Consider the following 23,463-nt stretch of genomic DNA (forward strand, 5'->3'; position numbering starts at 1 on the left):
TACAGCACGGGACGTATACGAAAAACTGTACCAGGGTTTACAACATTTGGGGGTTAAACAAAAAAATTCCGTTTTTGGCCTGTTTCCCGGAAAACAAGCCAAAAACGGAACGATGAGCTTTGCGCTTTAGTATTACTGCTGCTTGGTAGTATCTGGCGGAGTGGTAGAAGCGGCAGGCTTCTTAGGCAACTTGAACAGCTTGTTCAGTTGGTTTTTAGCCTCATCCCGTACTTTCTGCTCTGCCTCTACGCGCTTCTTCTCTAATTCTTGCTGCGCCTTAAGCTTCATTTCTTCCTGCTTTTTGGCAAATTCAACCTTGAGGCTGTCCGTATTGGTAGGCGCGTTGATTTTTAGTTTCTCTTTCACGCCTTCCAGTTTGCTGCTCACCACCTGCTGTACCAAATCCTTGGCTTCGGCTTTAAGGCTGCTGCTGCGCAGGGCTACGGTGGGGTTAGTGAAAGTACCGCCCACGCCTAACTGCAGGGTCACGCGCTCCAAGCTCTTAATGTTCTGCACACCCGACAAGGCCGTCAGTTTAGAAGACAAGGCGCCGCCCACCTTGCCCGAAGGAACGTCCAAGGCCACAATATAGTCCATGGTGCCGGCCAGGTTGTTGGTACCGCCCACTGTCATCTTCATGTCACCCACGGTCAGATCAAACGGTTTTACTACCAAATTCCCGCTCAAAATCTCAGCGGCGAAGCCTTTGTTCTTCACCACAAAGTTCTGCACGTCCTTAAGCTGCGTCACCTCGCTTATTTTAGTCAAGGCCTTGATGTTGGTCACCACGGCTTGCACTACTTCCACGGCGCCTCTACCGGTCAACGTGCTCATGACCGGCATCATGTCTCCGCCCAGCTCGCCGTTCAAGCTAAATTTGGTAGAGAACTGGCCGTCCAGGGCCTTAGCGATAGGAGCAATCTTCTGCAGGGTATTGAAGGCATTAAAGGCGCTCTTGAAATCTAGATTCTTAATGTCCAGCCCGAAGGAGAACTTTGGATGAATCAGGTCTCTGGAATCATAAGACCCGGTGGTCACAAACTGGCCGCCTAAAGTGTTAAAGCTCACATTCTCTAGTTTGGCAATCTGGTTCTTGATGGCTACCTGCCCTTTGAAATCCTGCAGCTTAAGATTGTCATAGAGAACGTTCCCAGCCTGCGTGTTCAAAACCAAATCCAAGTCTGCCGGCACTTGCACTACGCCCTGCGCCTTGGCAGTGGTGGAAGGGGCCGCTTGGCCGGTGTGCTCGTCTACGGTCCATTCGTTTACATTGAAGGTACCTGCCCGCAGGTTGAAAGTACCGCGCAACGGCTGATTCTCTGAGAACAGGTAGCCCATATAGTTGGTCACGGTTCCGTCCATCTGCACATCGCTCTTACCCAGGAACCCGTTCAGGTTTTCCAGGCGTACCTGCTCGTTGTTGAAGGTAGCCTTGGCCGTATTGATGCGCATGCCCTGCGGCAAGTCGGTGCTCTTGTAGTTCAATTGACTGATTTGCATGGCACCGCTGGCAATCACGTTGCCGTACTGGCCAGCCTCTACATCGGTCATTTTTCCTTTGGCGGCAATGTTCCCATTCAAGCGGCCGCTCACCGTGGTGCCTTCAATCGGGAAGATCTTGGTCAGCTTGGTCAAGTCCAGAATACCGTTGATAGCCAGGTCAAACTGCGGTTTGGCTAAGTTCTTAATAGATACACGGCCTTGCAACGGCTCTTTGTCCAAGAGCATTTTGAATTGGGATACTTGAATGTCCGTGTCGGCGGCTTGGCCAGTCTTGTTAGTCACAGTAGACACCATGGTCACATTCTCCAGGGGTGCCGGGAACGAGGAGGACTTCACATAGCCGTTCACCAGGTTCAACTTGGCCACTACCATAGGCATGTGGTTCTCAAAGTACACGCCGTTAGCCGTCGCGTCCACGTCCAGTAAGCCGCGTAAAGTAGTCCCTTCCAAAGGAAATACTTTGGTCAATTCTGCTAGGTCTAGTTTGGCTTTCAGGTTACCGTTGATTTTCATCGGCTCCAGGCCGTCAATCATCACTTGGCCGTCTACCGGGTTCTTGCCCAGGTCCAAGTGCAGTTTCTTGATGTTGACCTGGGTATGGTCCACTACGCCGTCTGCATTCTTCACGCTCATATCCACGTTGATGTTGCGGGCCTCCTGTGGCAGGTCTGGGTATTTGAACCGTCCGTTGTTCACTTTCAAGTCCACCCCAAAGCCCGGCATGGTGGTCTCGTTGAAGGTTCCTTTCACGTAGCCGTTAAACGCCAGCTTGCCGTCTGTGTTAATGTCCTTGAATTTATCCGTGAACACGCCGGGCACCAGAGAGAAGAGGTTCTTGAAATCAGTTTCCAGGGCTTTGAAGGTCAAATCCAGCAGGATGTCCTCGGTGGGCATGGCTACAGAACCGGCCATTCCCAACGCAAAATCATTAATCCGGAAGTTATTGTCTTTAAAGGTATATTTCATGTTGGCCAGGTCCATGGCCATGGTCACGTCAGCGTCCAGCTTCTTGTTTTCTATGTAGTTAATGCCGTCATAGGTCATGGTGAAGCGTTCGGCCTGGGTCTGAGTCTTCATGTCAAAGATGTCCTTGGCCAGGTCACCGCTACCGGTGTGCTGCACGTTGTAAGCCGCCACCCCAAATGGGATGCTCAAATCCTGGTAGATGATCTGCCCATCGGTCATCTCCCAGTTGTCAATGCCCATCTTAAAGTCTGAGGTATCTGCTTGTGTAGCCTGCGCCGAGTTTGGAATAAAAATGTCCCAATTGGCCTTACCCGATTTTAAAACCAACAGCTTTAACTGCGGCTTGTCCATGGTCACTGACTTGATTACCATTTCATTGCCCGTAATCACGCTCATCAGGTCCAGGCCCAGGGCAAAGTCCGGGAGGTAGGCGAGGGTATCGCGTTGGAAGGAGTCTTTGCCCACAATACGCAGTTCTTTCACGCTCAAGGCCAGATCTGGGAATGTGCGAAACAAGGACAGCGATACGTTGTCTGTTTCGTATAGCACCCGGGCGTTAATATTCTTGGCTATTTCTTTATCTAGCCGGTCTTTGATTTTATCTTTGAACAGAACCGGCACTAGCGCGGCAGCGGCCAGCAGCACTACAAAAAAGATGGCCAGCCCTATGAATACTTTTTTCATCTTGTCAAGAAGGTGAGTTCAGAATGTAAGTTTACTTATTTTAGAATGAAAATAGGCGTAAGAAAACCATCGCAATTTACGTGCCGTCTCTTAAAGGTGGTACGGCTAGGTGGGTTTCTGTCTTTTTTTGCGCCTGCTTCTCTTATCCATAACGTGCAAGCCCAGGAGGCGCCACCGGTCCAGCAGTTTGCACACCGTGTCTTTCTTAACCCCGCTTTCACTGGATTATTGTCTGACTACAGCATTACCGCCGGGCACAGATCCCAGTGGACGGGCGCCCAGAACGGTTTTTCTACCCAGTGGCTGAGCGGCGAGTATCGGTTCAAGGAAAGCAAAACCGCCGTGGGCCTCACCGTATTGTCAGACCGGGAACCCGCCGGCGGGTACGCTCGCCTTCAGGCCGGAGCCATATACGCCTACCATACCAAGCTGCGGGAGAACCTTGATTTTAGTGCGGGACTGCAGGCGGCGTTTGCCTCGCAGATGCCTAGTTTCTCTGGTTTGGTGTTTGAAGACCAGCTAGGCACGGACGGTTCTGTTCAGCAACCCACCTCAGAAACCATGGGCAGGGAGCGTTCCTCGTACGCCACCGTGGCCACCGGATTTTTACTTTTCACAGACCAGTTCTGGCTGGGCGCCTCGGCGCAACATTTAAATAATCCAACCACAGGCAGGGGAGATGCCGCTACTTTGCCACCGATCTTCCAGGTGCAGACGGGCTATAGATTGTATGTCAAAAACTACTACGCCAGAAATTCTTTAAAAGAGGTAAGCTTTACGCCTACCCTCTCTTATTTGCAGCAGCGTAGTTTTAAAAGACTGGACGGGAACCTTTATACTATTATAACACCTATCACGTTAGGTATTGGCTACAGCTACCTGCTAGGCGGGACGCAAACACCTGTCTCTAGCGCAGTTAGCGGCCTTTTAGGACTGGCTTATAAAGGCTTTAAGGTAGGCTACGGGTATAGAACCATGCTGTCTGGCCAGCGTACTGCTTTGGGGCCTACCCATGAGATTAGTGTGGGGTTTGCCATGGCAGACTATGAGAAGATTTTCAAAAGATTGGGTTCTGATAAAAATTATAATCGCATTGCTTGTCCAGAATTTTGAATTTGTCTATTTTTACACGTTAAAGGCAAATCGTTTTTAGAGAATACAATTATTACCAATTATTACTTGGCATCAACCAAAATTTATGAGACTGTCTAAGCAACTTTTGTACACGATGGTAGCAGGCGCGCTTGCTATTTCTTCCTGCAAAAAAGGAAACCATCCCACTAGCCGCGATCCAGGCGATGTGAGTACTGCCACGGGGGTAGAATTTGATCAAGAAGAAGGCGATTTTGCTGTAGCGGATTATAGTGACACTCCTGAAGGACCGGGTTTGGTGTTTATTGAAGGTGGTAGAACCACCCTTGGCTCTTCTGAGGAAGACATTGCCATGACCCGTGACAACATTGAGCGTACCATCACCATTGCTTCTTTCTACATGGATGAGGCCGAGGTTGCTAACATTCACTGGTTAGAGTACCTACACTACGTTAGAAAAGACTCTTCTGAGGAAATCTATACCAAAGCCCTTCCGGACACTACCGTTTGGGAGCGCGAGTTATCTTTCAACGACCCATATGTAAACTATTACCTACGTTACCCAGGTTTCCGTTTCTACCCAGTGGTGGGCGTGAGCTGGGAGCAGGCGCAGGATTTCTGTCTATGGCGTACCGCCATGGTGAACAAGAACCTGGCTAAAGACTATGACGGTGACCTAGCAGAAGGCGCAACGCCTCCAATTGAGTCTGGTGCCGTTCTACCGAACTACCGTCTCCCAACAGAAGCTGAGTGGGAATACGCTGCTCAAGCTTTGATTGGTGTACAATTAGACGAAGAAGAAAACCAATTGAACAAGCGTATCTACCCATGGGATGGCCACCAAGTGCGTAACCCATACGGTAAAGGCATGGGTCAGTTCTTGGCCAACTTCAAACGTGGACGTGGTGACTACGCTGGTATTGCCGGTTCTTTGAACGATGGTGCCATGATCACAGAATACATCTACGCGTATCCGCCAAACGACTTTGGTCTATATAACATGGCTGGTAACGTGAACGAGTGGGTACAAGACGTGTACCGTCCGCTTTCTTTCCAGGACGTGGAAGACTTAAACCCAGTGCGAAGAAACGGTGTATTGGATGACTCTTCTAACTACGACGTAGCCGGTTTCAAGTCTTTGATCGGTAACAACGTGAGAGTGTACAAAGGCGGTTCATGGAAAGACGTAGCCTACTGGTTGTCTCCAGGAACGCGTCGCTTCATGGCTCAGGACTCTGCTACCTCTACCATCGGTTTCCGTTGCGCCATGATCAACACAGGATCAAACAAGTAATCTCCTTAGAGTTTCACAAAAAAAGGGCTGGCTTACACCAGCCCTTTTTTTGTGCATAAAAATTTTGGTAGGATTAGAGACACGCTTTATCGTTTTTGACCTCTTTTCCAGAAAACAAGTCAAAAGCGATATTCACTAAAAGGTGAAGCCACTCCTTATATATAGAGTAGAGGGTAGGTCATAAAGTGTAGGCGATGGTGGCAATGCTGACCGTCTTCGCGCCGTTGGCCAGCAAGAGAGTGGCACAGGCCTCCAGGGTAGCGCCGGTCGTGACCACATCATCCAGCAGCAAGACGTGCTTTCCCTCTATGACTTTGGGTTGGGAAACTGAATATAATTGGCGCATGGCTTCCCATCGTTCCTGACGGTTCTTCTTGGTCTGGGTCTTTCCGCTGCGGCCTTTCTTCAGGACGGCTTCCTCAAACGGTACTTGCAGGGCAGAAGCTATCTCGCGGCCAAACGCGCTCACTTGGTTATATCCTCGCTGTTGCAATTTGGCTTTGTACAAAGGCACGGGCACTACCACATCTATTGCTTTGAAGGCTTCTTGCTGCTGCAGTTGGGCACCGTACCAGCGACCCAACACTTCGCCCACTTCTTCGCGGCCCCGGTATTTGAGTTGATGCAAGAGCTGTTGCACGCGGCTTCTCTCCTGGAACATCAGATAAGCCACCGCGAGTTGAAGAGGCACCCTTCCCCAGAAAACTCTATGTAAGGCATTATCCTGCGGCGAAAGATGGAAGTCTGTGTAGGGCAACTTGATGCGGCAATGGCTGCAGATGACGTCTTCGCCAATGGCCAACTCCCCGTGACAGGCCCGGCATTCCTCGGGGAACAGCAGGCTCAGAAAATCCTGAAACAGGGAAGAGACGCTCACAGATGCCTTGGCCATACACTCTTGCGTTTTTTGGTGTAACTTTACTTTAGAGGCGCATTTGCCTATTACATACTGCAATACCTATGAGCTTAGTTACAGAATTCAACGACTACCGTACCCGCATGAACGAGAAGATCATGGAGGCGGACAATAAAGTAATCAAACGCTTTTTCAATTTGGACACCAACGCCTACGCAGACGGCGCCATTGACGTGAAGACCAAAGAGATGCTGGGCCTGGCCTGCTCTATGGTGCTGCGTTGCGATGACTGCATCAAATACCACTTGGGCAAATGCTTTGAGTGCGGCCTAACAGACGAGCAGGTATATGAGGTCTTCGCGATTGCCAACCTGATTGGCGGTTCCATTGTGATTCCTCATTTTAGAAGAGCCGTGGAATACTGGGAAGAACTGAAGGCGGAACAGCAAGCCTAATTTCTTTGTCTCTTACTTTGAGAGCGTCCGTTTTTGGCCTTTTTTAGAGAAAACAGGCCAAAAACGACTTCTCGTAATTTACTGATTGAAGGAAATTTTAATCCTTTCCTTTATTAAATCACTCATTCATTCAATAAACAATGGAGAACGAAGAGGATTTTGACGTCCGGTGGGCCGCTTTGAGGCAGGATATCAAACAGCGCTTCGGCAAGAAGCCAGATTTGAACGCCCTTCTCTTTTTGATTGGCGTGCAGGAACTGGGCCAGGGCGTGCGTGAGTTCACCAAAGAGCAGAAGCAGGACTTAATGCACATTGCCACCTGCAAGATATTAAGCCTTTCTGGCTACTATGAGCTAGAGGGCGCCGACCAGGACGGCTGGCCGCATTGGAAAGCCGTGAAAGCCCTGCCTTTCTGCAACCTCAAGGAGCAGGAACGCATGATGCGCTGGCACGTGCTAGAGTATTTTGACCAAATGAATTAAATGAAAATCATCAGTTATAATGTAAATGGGATTAGGTCTGCCTTGTCTAAGGGCTTCGCAGACTGGGTAAAGGCCGCTAATCCAGATGTGTTGTGCCTGCAGGAAATTAAGGCAGATGAGACCAAGTTTGACAAAGCCATCTGGGAAGAGCTAGGCTATCATGTCTACATCCATCCGGCGCAGAAGAAAGGCTACAGCGGCGTGGCGCTTCTTTCCAAGCAAGAACCTAAGAGCGTCTGCATAGGCTGCGGCATTGAGCACTATGACCAGGAGGGAAGGGTTATCCGCGCCGACTTTGACGGTTACTCAGTGTTGAACGTGTACATGCCCTCTGGCTCCAGCGGCGAGCATAGACAGGCGTTTAAGATTCAGTGGCTGCAGGATTTTCAACAGTACATACAGACGCTTAAGCACACAGTGCCCGGTTTGGTGATCTGCGGGGACTACAACATCTGCCACCAGGCCATTGATATCCACAACCCCAAGTCAAATGCCAACAGCTCGGGTTTCCTGCCCGAGGAACGCAACTGGTTCAGCAATTTCTTGCAATACGGGTTTATAGATTCATTTAGGCACTTTAACACAGAACCGCATCAGTACACATGGTGGAGTTACAGAGCCAATGTGCGGTCCAAGAACTTGGGCTGGCGCATTGACTACCTGCTGGTTTCTGAGCATTTAAAACCGCACATGAAACGGGCTGCTATTCTGCCAGAGGCAAAGCACTCTGACCATTGCCCGGTTTTACTAGAAATGCACCCGCTCACGTAGCATTCTTACAATATTTTAATAGTATAATTAGTTACTATATTGTTACTTACGTAAGGCTAAATAGAAAACGGATTGAAGCAAGGGCCGTCCTTTTTTCAATCCGTTTTTGGGCTATTTTTTCCAAAACAACCAAAAACCATGCAGGCTGCCGGTTCCTTACATACTGTATTACAGCAGCTTCAGGCCTTTAAACGTAAGTTCTATCTGAATTTACTGCTCAAAGGCGCCCTTCTCACCGCAGGCCTCCTGCTTTCCTTCTTCCTGCTCTTCACCCTGCTGGAGTACTTCTTTTACTTCCAGCCGGAGATACGAGCGTTCCTTCTGTTCTCATTCTTAGCCATTACTGTTTTTGCCGTGGGGCGCTGGCTCTGGACACCGCTTATGGCGTTAGCGAATTTAAAGAAGCTGTTATCAGATGAGCAGGCCGCGCAACAGGTCACCACGTACTTCCCCGAAATCCAGGACCGGCTTCTGAACTTGTTACAGCTACGGCAGCAGGCAGCAGAGAATGATCTGGTGGCCGCCAGCGTGGAGCAGCGCTCAGAAGAGTTGGCCGGGTATAAGTTTCCGGAGCGGGTGCGGCTCACGCAGAACAAGCCATACATGAAGTATGTGCTGTTGCCATCTGCCTTGGTCATCATCCTTGCCTTTATCTATCCTAGCTTCTTTGTACAAGGCAGTGAGCGCATCCTCAACTTTAAAACGCATTACACCCCTAAGGCTCCGTTTGAGTTTGAAATCCTGAACAAAAACCTACAGGCTTTTAGGGGAGAAGACTTTCAATTAAAAGTAAACATCAAGGGAGACAAAGTGCCAGAGCAAATTGCGCTGGTTCTGGAGGACCGAGAGATTCCTTTGCGCAAAGCTCCAGACAATACCTATGTCTATGATTTTAAAGCGGTAGAAGAAACTGTGGATTTCCAGCTGACTGGGGCCGGATTCTACTCAGACCAGAAACACCTCACCGTGGTGCCCAGACCCACGCTGCGCCGCCTGAAAGCCGAATTGCGATTCCCGGGCTACTTGCGCAAGCCCCTAGAGGTTGTGGAAAACTCCGGAGACCTTACTGTGCCTGAAGGGACGCAGGTGACCTGGCGTTTAGCCGCTGAGCACGCCGATTCCTTGTGGTTAGACTTTAAAAATCCTAGCCAGCGATTGAAAGCTCTTGAAACCGATGATGAGTTTTTGGTACGTAAGACGTTTTTAGAAAGTCAGCCGTACAGCATGCACTTGCGCAATCAGTACAGCACCAATAAGGAACAAATCAACTACCAAGTGACGGTCATCCCAGACAGAGCCCCAGAGATTACGCTGGAGCAATTCAGGGACTCGGTGCTGTTCTCATATCTAGTAGTGGGCGGGAACATCTCAGACGACTACGGGTTCAGCAGACTGGCCTTACATTATAAAGTATCTCGGGCTGGAAAAGTTAGTGGCGGGTACCAAGCCATCTCTGTGCCGTTCAACCGAAACATTTCTACCCAGGCCTATTTCCATCAGTTCAACCTGAAGCCACTGCGATTACAGCCCGGCGACAAGGTGGAATATTTTGTGCAGGTAACGGACAACGACCAGATACCTTCGCCGAAGAGCGCCCGCACCTCTACCTTTTTGTTTACCTACCCAGATCCCAATCAACTGCAGAAGTCCATTGACGCCACCTCGCAGAAGGTGCAGTCTCAGTTAAAGTCTTCTTTGTCCAAGGCAGAGGAGTTGAAGAAGTCTCTGGAGCAGAACGAGGAAAAGACCAAACTGAAACGGGAGCTGAGCTTCCAGGACAAGAAGGCCTTGCAGGAACTGGCAGAGAAGAAGAAAGCCTTGCAGGAAGACCTATCCTCTTTACAGGAACTCAATGACCAACTCAACCAACAGCAAGAGCGTTTTTCGCCTGAAAACGAGAAGATAGCCGAAAAACGGGACCAGCTCAAAAAAATGATGGACGAGTTGCTTGATGAGGAAACTAAGAAACTCTACGATGAACTCGAGAAACTCTTGGAGCAACGCCAGCCCAACCCCGCCGCCATCCAACCGTTGTTAGACAAGCTCAACCAGAAGGAAGAGAACTTGCAGAAAGAATTGGACCGCCTGCTGGAGTTATTCCAACAGTTGCAGGTAGAGCAGAAGTTGGACCAAACCACGCAGCAGTTAGAGAAACTTGCCAAGGAGCAGGAAGAGCTTTCACAGAAGTCACTAGACAAAAACCAGTCAGAGAAAGCCCTACAAGAGGAGCAAAAGAAACTACAGAAAGAATTCAAGGATGCCCAAAAATCCTTAGACGATGCGAAGAAGCAGAATGAGAAACTAGACAATCCAGAATCCATTCCAGACTCAGAGAAACTAGAAGAGCAGATAGAGCAGGAGCAGGAGAACGCGCAGGAGTCTTTGGAGAAAGGCCAGTACAAGAAGGCCAGCCAGTCCCAGAAGTCTGCCGCCCAGAAAATGCAGCAGATGGCCCAGCAGATGAAATCTGAGGAGATGTCCGGGGACATGGAACAGATGCAACAGAACCTGGACCACCTGCGCGACATTTTGGAGAACCTGGTGACGCTTTCCTTCGACCAAGAGAACCTCATGAAGGCTTTTAGAAGCGTGCACCAAAGCGATCCCCGCTTCATCAACCTAGCGCAGCAACAACTCAAACTGTCAGACGATGCCAAGATCATTGAGGACAGCCTCCTTTCTTTGGCCAAGCGCGTGTTCCAGATCCAGTCGTTCGTGACCCGTGAAGTTGGGGAGATGGAAGACAACATGGACAAAAGCTCTGCCTCCATCAAGGACCGCAACCTCTCCAAGACAGGTACCCACCAGCAACTAGCCATGACCTCCATGAACAACCTGGCCTTGATGCTAAGTGATGTACAGAAGCAGATGCAACAGGCCATGATGGCGGCCCAACAGAGCGGTCCAGGCAAGAAGAAAGGCAAGAGCGGCAAGAACCAACCTGGCGCCTTGGGTCAGATGCAGCAGCAACTCAACCAGCAGATACAGCAACTCCAGCAAAGTGGTCAGTCGGGCAAGGCCTTATCAGAATCTTTGGCCAAGTTGGCGGCTCAACAGGAACGATTGCGCAATGCCTTAAAAGACATCACACCAGCGTCCACCTCGCCGGGCGGCAAGGAGCAGGGTCAGAATCTGTCCAATTTGGGCAAGCTCATGGAACAAACGGAGGCTGATCTCGTTAATAAACGTCTTACGGAGCAGACAATAACGCGTCAGAAAGAAATTATGACGCGTTTGTTGCAAGCAGAGAAGGCTGCCAATGAGCGGGATTTGGATGAGAAGCGGGAAGCAAACACGGCCAAAGACCTTCCGGCCCGTATTCCTGCGTCTTTACAGAAGTACAAACAGCGCCAACAACAGCAAACAGAAGCGCTCCGGGAGAGCTTACCAGCATTTACTCCTTATTATAAAAAACAGGTAGATGCTTATTTTAAAAAATTAGGTTATTAGTATTAGATTTGCAGACATTTCAGATATTTTAAACATATTATGAATCAAGTAAAAATTCAGATTCCTTCTATCATTGAGAACATTCGGATAGTGGAGAGCTTCATTGACAACTCCCGCGAAAAATTCCAGATAGAAGATGATATCTATGGCAATATCATGGTGGCTGTTACGGAATCTGTCAACAACGCTATCCGTCACGGCAATAAATTTGATAAAGACAAGAACGTTTACCTCTCTTTATTTGTAGAGCCTAAACAGCTTAAGTTTGAGATAGAGGATGAGGGAAGCGGTTTTGACCCTAATGCTTTGTCTGACCCAACTGCCCCAGAGAACTTAGAAAATCCAGGAGGCCGCGGCATATTCTTGATGCGCAACCTCTGTGATGATGTGTCTTTCAGTAATGATGGACGCACCGTTTCTTTAACCTTCAACATTGAAAATGCCTGAATCACCCATTGAGTTTTTTAACGAGGACATAGAGTTTGAAGTAAAAGACGAACAAAAGATCAAAGAATGGTTACAGAAAATTATCTCTAACTATTCCTATGAATTAGAATCTTTGAACTACATTTTTTGTTCTGATGAATATCTTCATCAGATGAATGTAGAATACCTAGACCACGATACTCTCACTGACGTCATCACCTTTGATAATTCCGATATAGAAGGAGTTATTGAAGGTGATGTTTTCATTAGTATAGATCGGGTTGTGGACAATGCCCACTCTTTCAACATTACCCGAGAAAGAGAACTCCAAAGAGTTATGGTTCATGGACTTCTTCATCTGCTTGGATTTGATGATAAAAGCCCAGAATTGAAGGAATTAATGAAGTCCAAAGAAGATGAGTGTTTGAGCTTATTAAGTTTATAGACACACCTTTTAATAGTTTTACCTCAGTTATCAACAATGTTTCACGTGAAACATCACAGTAATCCACACTATGTTCACACAGTATGATGTTATAGTAGTAGGGGCAGGGCATGCAGGTTGTGAAGCTGCGCACGCAGCCGCAACCATGGGATCGAAAGTACTACTCGTAACCATGAACATGAACACTATTGCCCAGATGTCCTGCAACCCAGCCATGGGTGGCGTAGCAAAAGGACAAATTGTGCGAGAAGTAGATGCCCTAGGCGGCATGAGCGGAATAGTCACGGATAAAACCATGATCCAGTTCAGAATGCTCAACATGTCCAAAGGCCCTGCCATGTGGAGTCCGCGCGCGCAAAGCGACAGAATGCGTTTTGCCGAAGAATGGAGAATGACATTGGAGCAAACGCCCAACCTAGACTTTTGGCAAGAAATGGTGTCAGAGCTATTGGTAGAAGATGGCAAAGTAATTGGGGTCAAAACCAGCTTAGGAATAGAAATAAAAGGGAAGGCCGTGGTTTTGACAAACGGTACTTTCCTAAACGGCATCATCCACATTGGCGAAAAACAATTGGGTGGAGGACGCGCTGCAGAGAAATCTGCCAAAGGTATAACCGAGCAACTTGTGCAATTGGGCTTTGAGGCAGGCCGCATGAAAACCGGAACTCCTCCACGCGTGGACGGACGTAGCTTGAACTATGATTTGATGGAAGAGCAGAAAGGGGATGAGAATCCTTCTAAGTTCTCCTACACTGACACCCCTGCCTTACCAGCGCAACGCAGCTGCTATATTACCTATACCAATACCAAGGTTCATGAGATTCTAAAAACTGGGTTTGAGCAGTCGCCTATGTTCAAAGGAAGAATTCAGGGACTAGGGCCGCGCTATTGTCCTTCTATAGAGGACAAGATCAACCGCTTCGCGGAGCGCGACCGTCACCAGATCTTTGTAGAGCCAGAAGGTTGGAACACCGTGGAAGTGTATGTAAACGGTTTCTCCAGCTCTTTACCAGAAGATGTGCAGCTCAAAGCCTTGCGTGAAATACAAGGTTTTGAGAACGCCAAGATGTTCAGACCCGGGTACGCCATTGAATATGACTTCTTCCCGCCAACCCAGCTGAACCTGACATTAGAAACTAAGCGCGTGGAAAACCTCTACTTCGCGGGCCAGATCAACGGCACCACGGGTTATGAGGAAGCGGCTTGCCAAGGCCTTATGGCGGGAATCAATGCCCACAACAAGGTGCATAACTTAGAGCCGTTCGTTCTGAAAAGATCAGAGGCCTACATAGGTGTTCTGATTGACGACTTAGTAAACAAAGGCACCGAGGAGCCTTACCGTATGTTCACGTCCCGTGCGGAGCACCGGATTTTATTGCGCCAAGACAACGCAGACATCAGGCTCACTGAGAAAGGCCATACATTAGGCCTGGCTTCTGATGACCGTTTGGAAAGAGTGCAGCGCAAGATCCAGGAGACCAAAGAAGTGTTGGCGTATTTACAACAGAAGGGGATAGAGCCGGAAGAAGTGAATGCCACGCTACTGGAGATGGAATCTGCACCTATCAGCGAAAGAGCCAAGGCAGCTAATTTGCTCAAGCGCCCCAACATTGAGCTGGAGCATTTACTGAAGTCCTCTGAGAGCCTGAACCTGTTTTTGAGCAAATACCTGTCAGACAGTTTGGAGCAGGCAGTGATTTCCATCAAATATGCCAGCTATATTGAGAAGGAAAACCAACTCGCCACCAAAATGGAGGAATTGGAAAACTACCTTATCAAAGACAGGCTAGATTACAAAGCTATTCCGGCGCTCTCCAATGAGGCCCGTGAGAAGCTATTCAAAATTCAACCCGAAACGTTAGGCCAAGCCTCCAGAATAAGCGGTGTCTCTCCGGCAGACATTTCTATCTTAATGGTTTACTTAGGAAAATAAATGAGCTACGAACGGCTAGACCAGTGCCCTGTTTGCCAGAAAACTGATCTGAAAAATTTCTTGGTGGTCCAGGATAAGAGTGTCTCGCAGGAGAGCTTTGTGATTGTGCAATGCACCAGCTGCGGCCTCAAGTTTACCAACCCCAGACCAGAGGAAGAACACATAGGTCCGTATTATTCGTCAGAGGCGTACATCTCGCACAGTGACACGGACAAAGGGATTTTGAATAAGACCTACCGGTTTGTGCGGTCCATGGCTGTCAAGAAAAAAGTGGACCTAGTCAACAGTCTGGCCAAGAAAGGTAAGATTCTGGATTACGGTTGTGGGGTAGGGTACTTTCTACAAGCCTGTAAAAAGGATGGTTGGCAGGTAGAAGGCTTTGAGCCCAACCAACTGGCCAGAGAGCAAACCGAGCAGAAACTAGGGCAGAAAGTGCACCATGAGAATCTGAGTCAGTTTGCAGACGATACGTTTGACGTTATTACGCTCTGGCATGTGTTAGAACATGTACACAAACTGAACGAGACGGTAAAAGAGCTGGTAAGAACCACTAAGAAAAGAGGGCATGTAGTGATTGCCGTCCCCAACGCTGATTCCTACGATGCCAAAAAGTACGGCGCCGACTGGGCCGCCTATGATGTGCCGCGTCATCTGTACCACTTCAACAAGGCCAGCATGCAGAAGCTCCTCAAAAAGCACAAGCTTGAATTAAAAGAAGTACTACCCATGCGTTGGGATTCTTACTACGTGAGTCTGTTGAGTGAAAAGTATAAGCACGGCGAGATGAAGATGCTCAGTCCTTTTTGGACCGGCTTCCGATCTAACCTGCACGGCTACCGCAATGACAACTCCTATTCCAGCCAGATTTTCATAGCCCAGAAAAAGTAATTACAGAAAACCCGTATAGTAGAATGACCTTATAGAATACTATAAGGTCATTTCCGTTTTAAAACAGAACATGAAAAAAACATTTCTACCCATACTTTCCCTAACAGTTGCCTTGCTACAAGGATGTGCCAGCATCAGTTCCCCCGAGGGAGGGGACAAAGACATAGTGGCGCCAAAGCTGGTCTCTAGCTATCCAAAGAACGGCCAGACCAACGTTAGCCCAGAAAAAATCATGCTGACGTTTGATGAGGCCATCCAGGCCCCAGAAATCACGCAACAGTTGATTATTGCACCTTTCACGGAGAATACCTACAAAACTAAGATAAAGGACGGCACCATAGAATTGGAGTTTACGGAGCCGTGGCAAGCCAACACCACCTACAGTTTAAACTTTAGGCAGGCCATTGGCGACATCACCGAGAAGAACCCTGCCAGGCAGGTAGTCATCACCTTTAGTACGGGCGCTACGCTGGACTCTGGGAGTGTAGCCGGGCAAGTGACACAGCTGTTCAGTCCAACCTTGAACAAGGAAGTCAACGTGCTCCTCTACAAAGCCGAAGACACAGCACAGGTGCAGAAGGGCAGACCCTTGTATGTGACCACGTCAGACTCTTCGGGGAATTACAAATTCCAGAACATCAAAGAAGGAAGCTACCACATCTACGCGCTCACAGAAACCAACAACAACCTGCGCTATGACAGTGAAAAGGAACAGATAGCCTACTTAGCGCAGCCCATCCAGATTTCCAATAAACCCGCCACTGCCAACCTGCAACTGCACCTGCAGGATAATACCAGTCCCATTCTGGCTTCCAGAAAAAGCTTCGCCAACCAATATGAAGTAGAATATAATGAAGGCTTGGCCAGTGCGCTGGTACAGGACGCCGGCGAAGAAATCAAATGGCAGCTCACCAACAATGGCAAAACGCTTCAATTGTTCCCCGTGGCAGCCCAAGAGAAAACCTGGCGCGTGCAGGTGCAGGACAGCGCCGGCAATACTAAGACAGACACGGTGGCCGTAAGGCTGGCCGGGGCCAAGGCCACAAGAAAGAACAACACCTTCACGCTGGTGAACGGTGAGACCATTAAACCCGGCGAAGAGTTAAAGCTGAAATTTGACGTGCCCATCAAGGTAAACCAACCAGCAGGCGCAGTGAATTTACTCTTAGACTCACTCAACACCGCAGCGACAGCCACTGCCAAAGACTTCACTCTTTCAGAAAACCAAACACTACTTACCGTAAAGCTTCCCATAAAAGCCGCTAAGAGCGTACAAGTGAGCATTGACACTACTAAGGTGCTTCCTTTTACAGGAGATCCATTTACCAAAGGCACCAAGCGAGTAGGCATCAGTGACAAGGCCACCACCGGCAGTTTAAAAATCACCTTGAAAACCGCTGAGAAAAATTACCTGGTGCTGCTAATGAAGGAAGGCAAGATCATCTTCACTGAGAAGAACATCAAGTCCAAAACTTGGCAGGACCTGGAACCGGGCAAATACCAGATCAGGATTCTGGTAGACAAAAACGGCAACGGACGCTGGGACAACGGTTTGTTGAAGGACAGACGCCTGCCTGAGCCCGTAATATTGGTGCCCGACACCCAAGAGGTGCGCGCCAACTGGGAAGTAGAAATGACTGCTATTGAATTTTAGCCTCGTGGTGGGTAACCTGTGGGAAACTAGTGGAATAAATCGGGCATAAGTCTGATAACTAAACATCACCACAGGATAAAGAGGGTAGTTAACCACCAAAGTGTGAATGAGCGTTTACAAAATCAAGAATTCTTAAGAGTTATGCACGTATGTATAACCTAAAGGGCTTTTGAACAGGTCAAATTGTGAATTGGTGGAAAAGGCAGATAAGTACTTGAACAAGAATAAAATCAAATTCACAACGTAAAGGAAAAGTGTGCATGAAAAGCCTGTTTTGTACACAAGCTGAGAACCGCACTGGGGATACCCAAACTTATCCACTTGCTAACAGAGCTAATGATGAAAGAGATTCTTTTTAAGAAAAATTGTTTTATCATAAATACAGTGTGAACACTGTTGAGAACTGGAAAAGAAAAAAAATTGGAAGGCCTCCGCAAAAAACAAGAATTCAAAAACAGAGCGTGCAGAGTTTCTGTTTTTGCGTAGTTTTATAAAAAGTAAGCCAAAAACGGCATCATCAATCAAGAGCAATACTATGGAAGAAGCAAACGAAGCATTCGACAATGAAATACGCCTAGGAGAGGGCATAGGAGATTTGAAATTTGGCATCACCATGGAAGACGTGGAGGAGCTGATGGGCGAGCCAGAAGAAGTAGAAGAGTCAGACGAGGAAGACGAGTTTGAGCACAAGGCCTGGAATTACTGGGACAGCGGCTTCTCTTTCTACTTTGACAAAGAAGATGACTACCGTTTAAGCTGCATTGAAACCGCCAACCCCAATGTGACACTATGGGGTAAGCAACTGTTTGATATGAGCCTAGAGGAGGTGGAGAATCTCTTTAAAGAGCATGGCATCACCAACGTGGAGAAAGAAACCATTGAGAACAACGTCACCTGCCTTTCATACGAGAAAGAGATGATTGACCTGTACTTTGAAGAAGGCAAGCTGCTGGCCATCAACTTCGGGGTACACATGGACGATGACCTAGAAGTAAGATGGCCTAAATAGGCTCTAAAGAATTATAATAACTCAGATCAAAAAAAGGGAATCAGCTTATTTGCTGGTTCCCTTTATTGTTTAAGCATAGAAGAGATTTTGTCCTGATGTCCCCAAGGTATGACTCAAGAAATGCAACTCGTTTTTAGCCTCTTTTCCAGAAATTAGGTTAAAAGCGGTCTGGATAGTTTTCGGCTTTACAATCAGTTAATTGTAAAATACTCTGAGTTTAGAACCTGAAACTAAATACTATAGCCCGCGGCAGTTACAAACTGCCTCCAACATGGGTCCAAGTCGCAGACTTGAACCATGGCCACTGGACGGCAGATAAACCAAACCGTGCGCAGCACGCATGCCTCTGCACCGACAGGAACGGCCTTCGCCTACAGACAGGGTAGTTACTTATAAGCGCCAGCAGAACTGGAACCAAACCAGTCCTGGCCCTGAGCGCCTCTGTTGTTTCGTTGCCGCAGGCGGGGTCAAAGGCCCAGAGTACAACAGCAGTGCGAAGGGACAGGACGAGGGCCCGCGGTCGTGAGCGCTAAGAGGTAGTGATGAAACATGGAAGTGAGTGCGCACCGGAATGAAAGGATTTCTCAGGGATAATAAATAGCATGCACAAACCAGCTATAATAAGATCTTTCGACTGCGCTCGGGTTGAATAAAAACAGCATTCCGTTTTCTACCTCCTTTCCAGAAAACAAGCCAAAAACAGCAATCAAGTCAATCCCATCCTGCAGCCAGAAAATACTAGGCATAAAAAAAGCCGCTCCAGACAGAGCGGCTTTTGAATTTATAAGAAGGTAGTCCTTACCCCAGCATCCATCTAAACAATAAGAACAAAGAACCAGAAAGGAACATAGAAACCGGCAAGGTCAACACCCACGCCATGGCAATACTCCGGATGGTGCCAGCGTTCAGGTTCTTGATGCCCTTGTTGGCCACCATACTACCGGCAATACCGGAAGACAAGATGTGGGTGGTACTTACCGGTAGTTTAAAGATAAACGTAGAGAAACCAATTACGCTAGCCGCCATCAACTCAGCAGAGGCGCCTTGAGCGTAGGTCAAATGCTCCTTGCCAATCTTCTCGCCAATAGTCTTTACAATACGCTTCCAGCCAATCATGGTACCAATCCCTAGGGAAAGCGCGATCATCATGATCACCCAGTCAGGAGCGTAGTCTGTGAAGGCACGCATGCCTTTCACACCTTCTTCCAGTTCTTCGCGGTCTCTTGGGCTCAGGCTCACATCTTTGCTTTCCAATAGGTTTTTAGTGCCTTTGGTAATTAAAAGAATGTCTCTGCGCAACGCAAAACGAGTGTCCTTCGGGAGGGTCTTCAAGTTTTGATTGGCAGCAAAAATGCCTTTCATCTCAGCTAGTTCAGCGTTCAGTTTGGACATCTCTTCTTTATCAGTAGCAGATAAAGTGGCCATGTTTACTTTCCCTAACACCTGCTCTACCTTGGCAATAGAACCTTGCATCTCAAATGGGTCACGGCTGTTGTCCAGGGCAAAGTACGTAGGCACAATGGCAATCAGAATCAACATCACCAGACCCACGCCTTTCTGGCCGTCATTAGAACCATGGAAGAAAGACACCAGCGTACACGTGATAATCAGGATCAAACGGATCCACAAGGGTGGCGCCTTGCGTTTATGCGGCTCTTTGAAGATGCTTTTGTTTTTCACGAAACGCTTCAGGATAAACATTAGGAATACCGTCAACGTGAAACCTAAGAATGGTGAAACGATCAAGGACATGCCGGTTTTGGTGGCCTCGTCCCAGGCAAAAGTGGCGCCGTTAGAAGAAGGCAGCAAAGAGAAGGCAATACCCAGCCCAAGGATAGAGCCAATCAAGGTATGCGAGCTGGAAGAAGGAAGGCCGTAGTACCAGGTACCCAGATTCCAGACAATCGCGCTTATCAAGAGGGCACCCACCATGGCCACGCCGTGCCAGACATCCTGGTCAATGAGCGTCTCAATGGGCAGTAGGTACACAATCCCCATGGCCACCCCAATACCACCGGCAAACACGCCAATGAAGTTCCAAAAGCCAGACCATACCACGGCTGCCCAAGGGCGCAGCGAGTTGGTGTAAATAACGGTGGCTACTGCGTTGGCCGTGTCATGGAAACCATTGACAAATTCAAAGGCGCAGGCGGCAAACAAACACAGCAATAGGAGGAGGAGCAAGTCAGTCTCTAATCCAAACATAAAACAGGTGAGATAAAATAAAAACTACCAAAGCTACTAGAACAGAAGAAACCCAATGTTACTTAATTGTTAAATCTGCAGGGCCAGTTAAAAGGTGAGACACTAAAATAAGGGAGCGCCCTGCAAATGAGCTTCTTGGTAACAGGAAGTACGTACGGAAATAAAGAAAATAAGTAGCAGAACTGAAAAGCCCCGACCGCCGCGTTTGGGGAAAGTGCCACAGAAACCTCTATATTTGCAGCCATGAGCACTACTGAGAAGACAACAGAGAACGCACAATTGAAAGATATTATCTCGCACGCCAAGGAATACGGCTTCGTGTTTCCGTCCAGCGAGATTTACGACGGCCTGCAGGCCGTCTATGATTATGGGCAGAACGGGGTTGAGCTCAAGAACAACCTCAAGATGCTCTGGTGGAAGTGCATGACCCAACTGCACCAGAACGTGGTGGGCATTGACGCCGCCATCTTCATGCACCCGCTTACCTGGAAGGCCTCTGGGCACATTGACTCCTTCAATGACCCCATGATTGATAACCTGGACTCCAAAAAGCGTTACCGTGCCGACGTACTCCTGGAAGACAAAGCCGCCGAGTACGAGAAAGCCGGAGATGTGGACAAGGCCCAGTCCCTGCTAAAGGAAATGGGGCGTCTGCTGGAGGCCGAAGATTTAAAAGGCGTACAGCAACTCATTATCTCAGAAAACATAAAGTGCGCCGTGTCAGGCACTTCCAATTGGACTGACGTGCGTCAGTTCAACCTGATGTTCTCCACACAGGTGGGCTCGGTGGCCGAGGACTCCAGCACCATTTACCTTCGCCCAGAAACTGCACAGGGAATCTTCGTGAACTTCCTTAACGTGCAGAAATCAGGTCGTATGAAAGTACCGTTTGGCATTGCCCAAATTGGAAAAGCGTTTAGAAACGAGATTGTGGCCCGTCAATTCATCTTTAGAATGCGCGAGTTTGAGCAGATGGAGATGCAGTTTTTCGTGCGCCCTGGCACAGAGATGGAATGGTACCAGCACTGGAGAGGCATGCGCAAGAACTGGCATGAGGCTTTAGGCGTTCCGGCTGAGAAACTGAGATTCCATGACCACGAGAAGCTGGCCCACTACGCCAACGCCGCCGTGGACATTGAATTTGAATTCCCCTTCGGGTTCAAAGAAGTAGAAGGTATTCACTCCCGCACGGATTTTGACCTAACCCAGCACCAGAACCTGAGCCGCAAAAAGCAACAGTATTTTGACAACGACCTCAACGAGGAAGGCAAACCGTACGGCAACTATGTACCATATGTAGTGGAAACCTCAGTCGGCGCTGACCGCTTGTTCCTAATGACGCTTTGTAACGCCTACCAGGAAGAGGAAATCACTGAAGGCGAAAACACCAAGACCCGTACCTTCCTGAAGTTCCACCCAGCCATCGCCCCGGTGAAAGCCGCCGTGTTCCCACTGGTGAAGAAAGACGGCTTGCCCGAGAAGGCCATGGAGATCTTCAATGACCTGCGCTTTGACTTCAACATGATTTACGAAGAGCGCGACGCCATTGGTAAACGTTACACCCGCCAAGACCTGATTGGCACGCCGTTCTGTATTGCCGTGGATTATGAGACTTTAGAGAATAACACCGTGACCGTGCGTGAGCGCGACAGCCGCGAGCAGAAGCGCATGCACATCTCTGAACTCCGTCAGTACATTGGGGACGCCGTGAGCTTCAAGCGTATTTTCGAGAAATTGTAAGTGTGTGTTTTTAGCCTGTTTCCTAGGAAATAAGCCAAAAACGAAATTACAGAAAAGGCTCTCCTTCTACAGGAGAGCCTTTTTTATTGTGGATAGCTGAGAATGGCTAAATCCGATTACCCACAACCTTCAGTGCAGACAAATCTTGCATAAAAAGAAAGAAGGAGAACAAAGCGAACCACGCATTTCGTCCCCCTTTGAAGGGGGTAGGGGGATGATTACATCAGCAGATGAAATCTTCAGAATAAAGCAAGATGCGAGAGACAAGGTATTGCCATTGTCTCTACAAAACCAACAACACATTTCTCTTATCCAGCCTTCTCCCTAGAGTGAAACCAGAACTACGATTTCCGTTTTTGGCCCCATTTCCAGAAAACAGGCCAAAAACGAGAATCCCCATCTATCCTACCTTCACCCCATGCCCTGGCGCGTCTTTGTCTAACATCAACTGCGGACCGTCTTGGGAGAAGCCGCCCGTGAACGGATGGTCAGCAATAAAAAGAGGCGTGTCTAAATCCACAAAGTCAAACCCACCCAAACCGCTTGCAAAGTGCGCTGAGAAACTCATAGCCAGGATGCTCTCCACCATGCCGCCAATCATCAGGCGCAATCCATAGGCTTTAGCCAGGCTTACCATTTCCAAAGCCTCCAGTACACCGCATTTCATCAGTTTTATGTTGACAACGGCGGCGCTTCGGTCTTGGGCCAGCCTAATTACGTCTGGGGCGCTTCGCGCCGACTCGTCTGCCGCAATGGGGAAAGGGCAGGAAGTTGCCAACAGCTTCAGGTCGTCCCAATTCTCTCTGGGAAGTGGTTGTTCTAGCAACACAACCGGTATTTGAGCCACTTGTAAACGGTGGACAAAGTCCTGCGCCCGGGTCAAATCATAACCGCAGTTACCGTCAATAATCAAGTTAACCCCCGGGGCCGCATTGTGAATAGCTTCAATTCTCTTGAAATCATAATCCACATCGGTGCCTTCAGTCTTAACCTTGATGGTAGAGAAGCCGCGGTGCACAATGGATTTGGCAGAGGCGGCGGCGTGGGTTTCGTTTCCGGCGGTGATGGTCAAATCGGTTTCCAGCTGGGTGCCCGCTCCCCCGAAGAAAACATACAAGGGAATTTTGTAATGCTGGCAGAGCGCATCCAGCAGGGCCATCTCCAATCCACACCGGGCGGCGGGCGCTTCGTGGGCAATTTCATTTAACTTCTTCGCGAGCGTCCGCCATTCCCGCGCGTCCTGATGGACCAAATGCGTTTCCAATACCACCAAAGCGCCCAGGGTGGTGGTCTGGGTTTCGCCGTTCACCGCCGGAAAGGGAGCAGCCTCACCCAAGCCCACGGTACCGTCGGCCAGATCCACCTTTATCAAAACATTCTCTACCTGATACTGGGTGCCGGTGGCAATAGCGAAAGGCTCTTTTAGGTCCAGGTCCAAGGGTTGATAGGTGACGGAGACAATGCGGGTAGGCGTCATAGAGGAAGGCGTTAGGTGCAAAGACAAGAAAGGAAAGATTTAGCCAATCTCAAACCTCAGGAACGGCTACTGCACGCAGGGGTTATAAGGCTCACATCGTTTTTGGGCTGTTTTCTGGAAAATAGACCAAAAA

Annotated in this window: 17 protein-coding genes; 13 read left to right on the forward strand and 4 right to left on the reverse strand. The window is 48.7% G+C overall.

From position 1 onward, the window contains the following. Positions 1-132: 132 nt before the first annotated feature. Positions 133-3,153 carry an AsmA-like C-terminal region-containing protein gene (locus TH61_RS06345; RefSeq protein ID WP_066507383.1) on the reverse strand — a complete coding sequence of 1,007 codons (3,021 nt, stop codon included), beginning with the start codon at positions 3,151-3,153 and terminating at the stop codon, positions 133-135. Between the two features lie 45 nt (positions 3,154-3,198). Here TH61_RS06345 and TH61_RS06350 point away from each other — a divergent pair, with 45 nt between their 5' ends. Together TH61_RS06350 and gldJ are read left to right on the forward strand one after the other, a co-directional pair. After that, positions 3,199-4,266: a PorP/SprF family type IX secretion system membrane protein gene (locus TH61_RS06350; protein WP_066507385.1), complete on the forward strand. Its 1,068-nt coding sequence runs from the start codon at positions 3,199-3,201 to the stop codon at positions 4,264-4,266. Between the two features lie 85 nt (positions 4,267-4,351). Next, entirely contained in the window at positions 4,352-5,539 is a 1,188-nt protein-coding gene (gene gldJ / locus TH61_RS06355) for a gliding motility lipoprotein GldJ (protein ID WP_066507387.1), read from the forward strand. A 178-nt stretch (positions 5,540-5,717) separates the two neighbouring features. Here the strand turns inward: gldJ and TH61_RS06360 are convergent, their stop codons facing one another. Beyond that, positions 5,718-6,431, reverse strand: a complete 714-nt coding sequence (locus tag TH61_RS06360) for a ComF family protein (RefSeq protein WP_066507389.1) — start codon at positions 6,429-6,431, stop codon at positions 5,718-5,720. Positions 6,432-6,499: 68 nt separating this feature from the next. Between TH61_RS06360 and TH61_RS06365 the strand changes: the two genes are divergently transcribed. The 10 genes from TH61_RS06365 (at position 6,500) to TH61_RS06410 (ending at position 17,908) form a co-directional block, all read left to right on the forward strand. Then, a complete protein-coding gene (locus TH61_RS06365; RefSeq protein WP_066507391.1) occupies positions 6,500-6,850 on the forward strand; it encodes a carboxymuconolactone decarboxylase family protein in 351 nt (116 codons plus the stop codon). 140 nt (positions 6,851-6,990) lie between these two features. Then, entirely contained in the window at positions 6,991-7,332 is a 342-nt protein-coding gene (locus tag TH61_RS06370; protein WP_066507395.1) for a hypothetical protein, read from the forward strand. Continuing rightward, positions 7,333-8,103: an exodeoxyribonuclease III gene (locus TH61_RS06375; protein WP_066507398.1), complete on the forward strand. Its 771-nt coding sequence runs from the start codon at positions 7,333-7,335 to the stop codon at positions 8,101-8,103. Between the two features lie 138 nt (positions 8,104-8,241). After that, positions 8,242-11,553: a DUF4175 family protein gene (locus TH61_RS06380; RefSeq protein ID WP_066507401.1), complete on the forward strand. Its 3,312-nt coding sequence runs from the start codon at positions 8,242-8,244 to the stop codon at positions 11,551-11,553. Positions 11,554-11,592: 39 nt separating this feature from the next. Next, positions 11,593-12,000: an ATP-binding protein gene (locus TH61_RS06385; protein WP_066507403.1), complete on the forward strand. Its 408-nt coding sequence runs from the start codon at positions 11,593-11,595 to the stop codon at positions 11,998-12,000. Further along, positions 11,993-12,424 (forward strand): rRNA maturation RNase YbeY, encoded by a 432-nt coding sequence (gene ybeY, locus TH61_RS06390; RefSeq protein WP_066507406.1) that lies wholly within the window; start codon positions 11,993-11,995, stop codon positions 12,422-12,424. The genes TH61_RS06385 and ybeY overlap by 8 nt, the downstream gene beginning before the upstream one ends. 70 nt (positions 12,425-12,494) lie before the next feature. Beyond that, positions 12,495-14,357: a tRNA uridine-5-carboxymethylaminomethyl(34) synthesis enzyme MnmG gene (gene mnmG / locus TH61_RS06395; RefSeq protein ID WP_066507413.1), complete on the forward strand. Its 1,863-nt coding sequence runs from the start codon at positions 12,495-12,497 to the stop codon at positions 14,355-14,357. Next, the gene (locus TH61_RS06400; RefSeq protein ID WP_066507416.1) at positions 14,358-15,245 is read left to right on the forward strand and encodes a class I SAM-dependent methyltransferase; all 888 of its coding nucleotides are present in this window, start codon (positions 14,358-14,360) and stop codon (positions 15,243-15,245) included. Positions 15,246-15,315: 70 nt separating this feature from the next. Then, entirely contained in the window at positions 15,316-16,899 is a 1,584-nt protein-coding gene (locus TH61_RS06405) for an Ig-like domain-containing domain (protein WP_082780315.1), read from the forward strand. A 535-nt stretch (positions 16,900-17,434) separates the two neighbouring features. Further along, the gene (locus TH61_RS06410; RefSeq protein ID WP_066507420.1) at positions 17,435-17,908 is read left to right on the forward strand and encodes a hypothetical protein; all 474 of its coding nucleotides are present in this window, start codon (positions 17,435-17,437) and stop codon (positions 17,906-17,908) included. Positions 17,909-18,706: 798 nt separating this feature from the next. Here the strand turns inward: TH61_RS06410 and TH61_RS06415 are convergent. After that, on the reverse strand, positions 18,707-20,113 hold the full coding sequence (locus TH61_RS06415) for an inorganic phosphate transporter (protein WP_066507423.1): 1,407 nt from the start codon (positions 20,111-20,113) through the stop codon (positions 18,707-18,709). A 243-nt stretch (positions 20,114-20,356) separates the two neighbouring features. Here TH61_RS06415 and TH61_RS06420 point away from each other — a divergent pair, with 243 nt between their 5' ends. Next, positions 20,357-21,853, forward strand: a complete 1,497-nt coding sequence (locus TH61_RS06420; RefSeq protein WP_066507425.1) for a glycine--tRNA ligase — start codon at positions 20,357-20,359, stop codon at positions 21,851-21,853. A 400-nt stretch (positions 21,854-22,253) separates the two neighbouring features. On the opposite strand, the gene TH61_RS06425 is transcribed toward TH61_RS06420, so the two are convergent. Beyond that, positions 22,254-23,330 (reverse strand): dipeptide epimerase, encoded by a 1,077-nt coding sequence (locus tag TH61_RS06425; protein WP_066507427.1) that lies wholly within the window; start codon positions 23,328-23,330, stop codon positions 22,254-22,256. Between the last annotated feature and the right edge of the window lie 133 nt (positions 23,331-23,463).

This window comes from Rufibacter sp. DG15C, from assembly GCF_001577755.1.
In the GTDB taxonomy this organism is placed as follows: domain Bacteria; phylum Bacteroidota; class Bacteroidia; order Cytophagales; family Hymenobacteraceae; genus Nibribacter.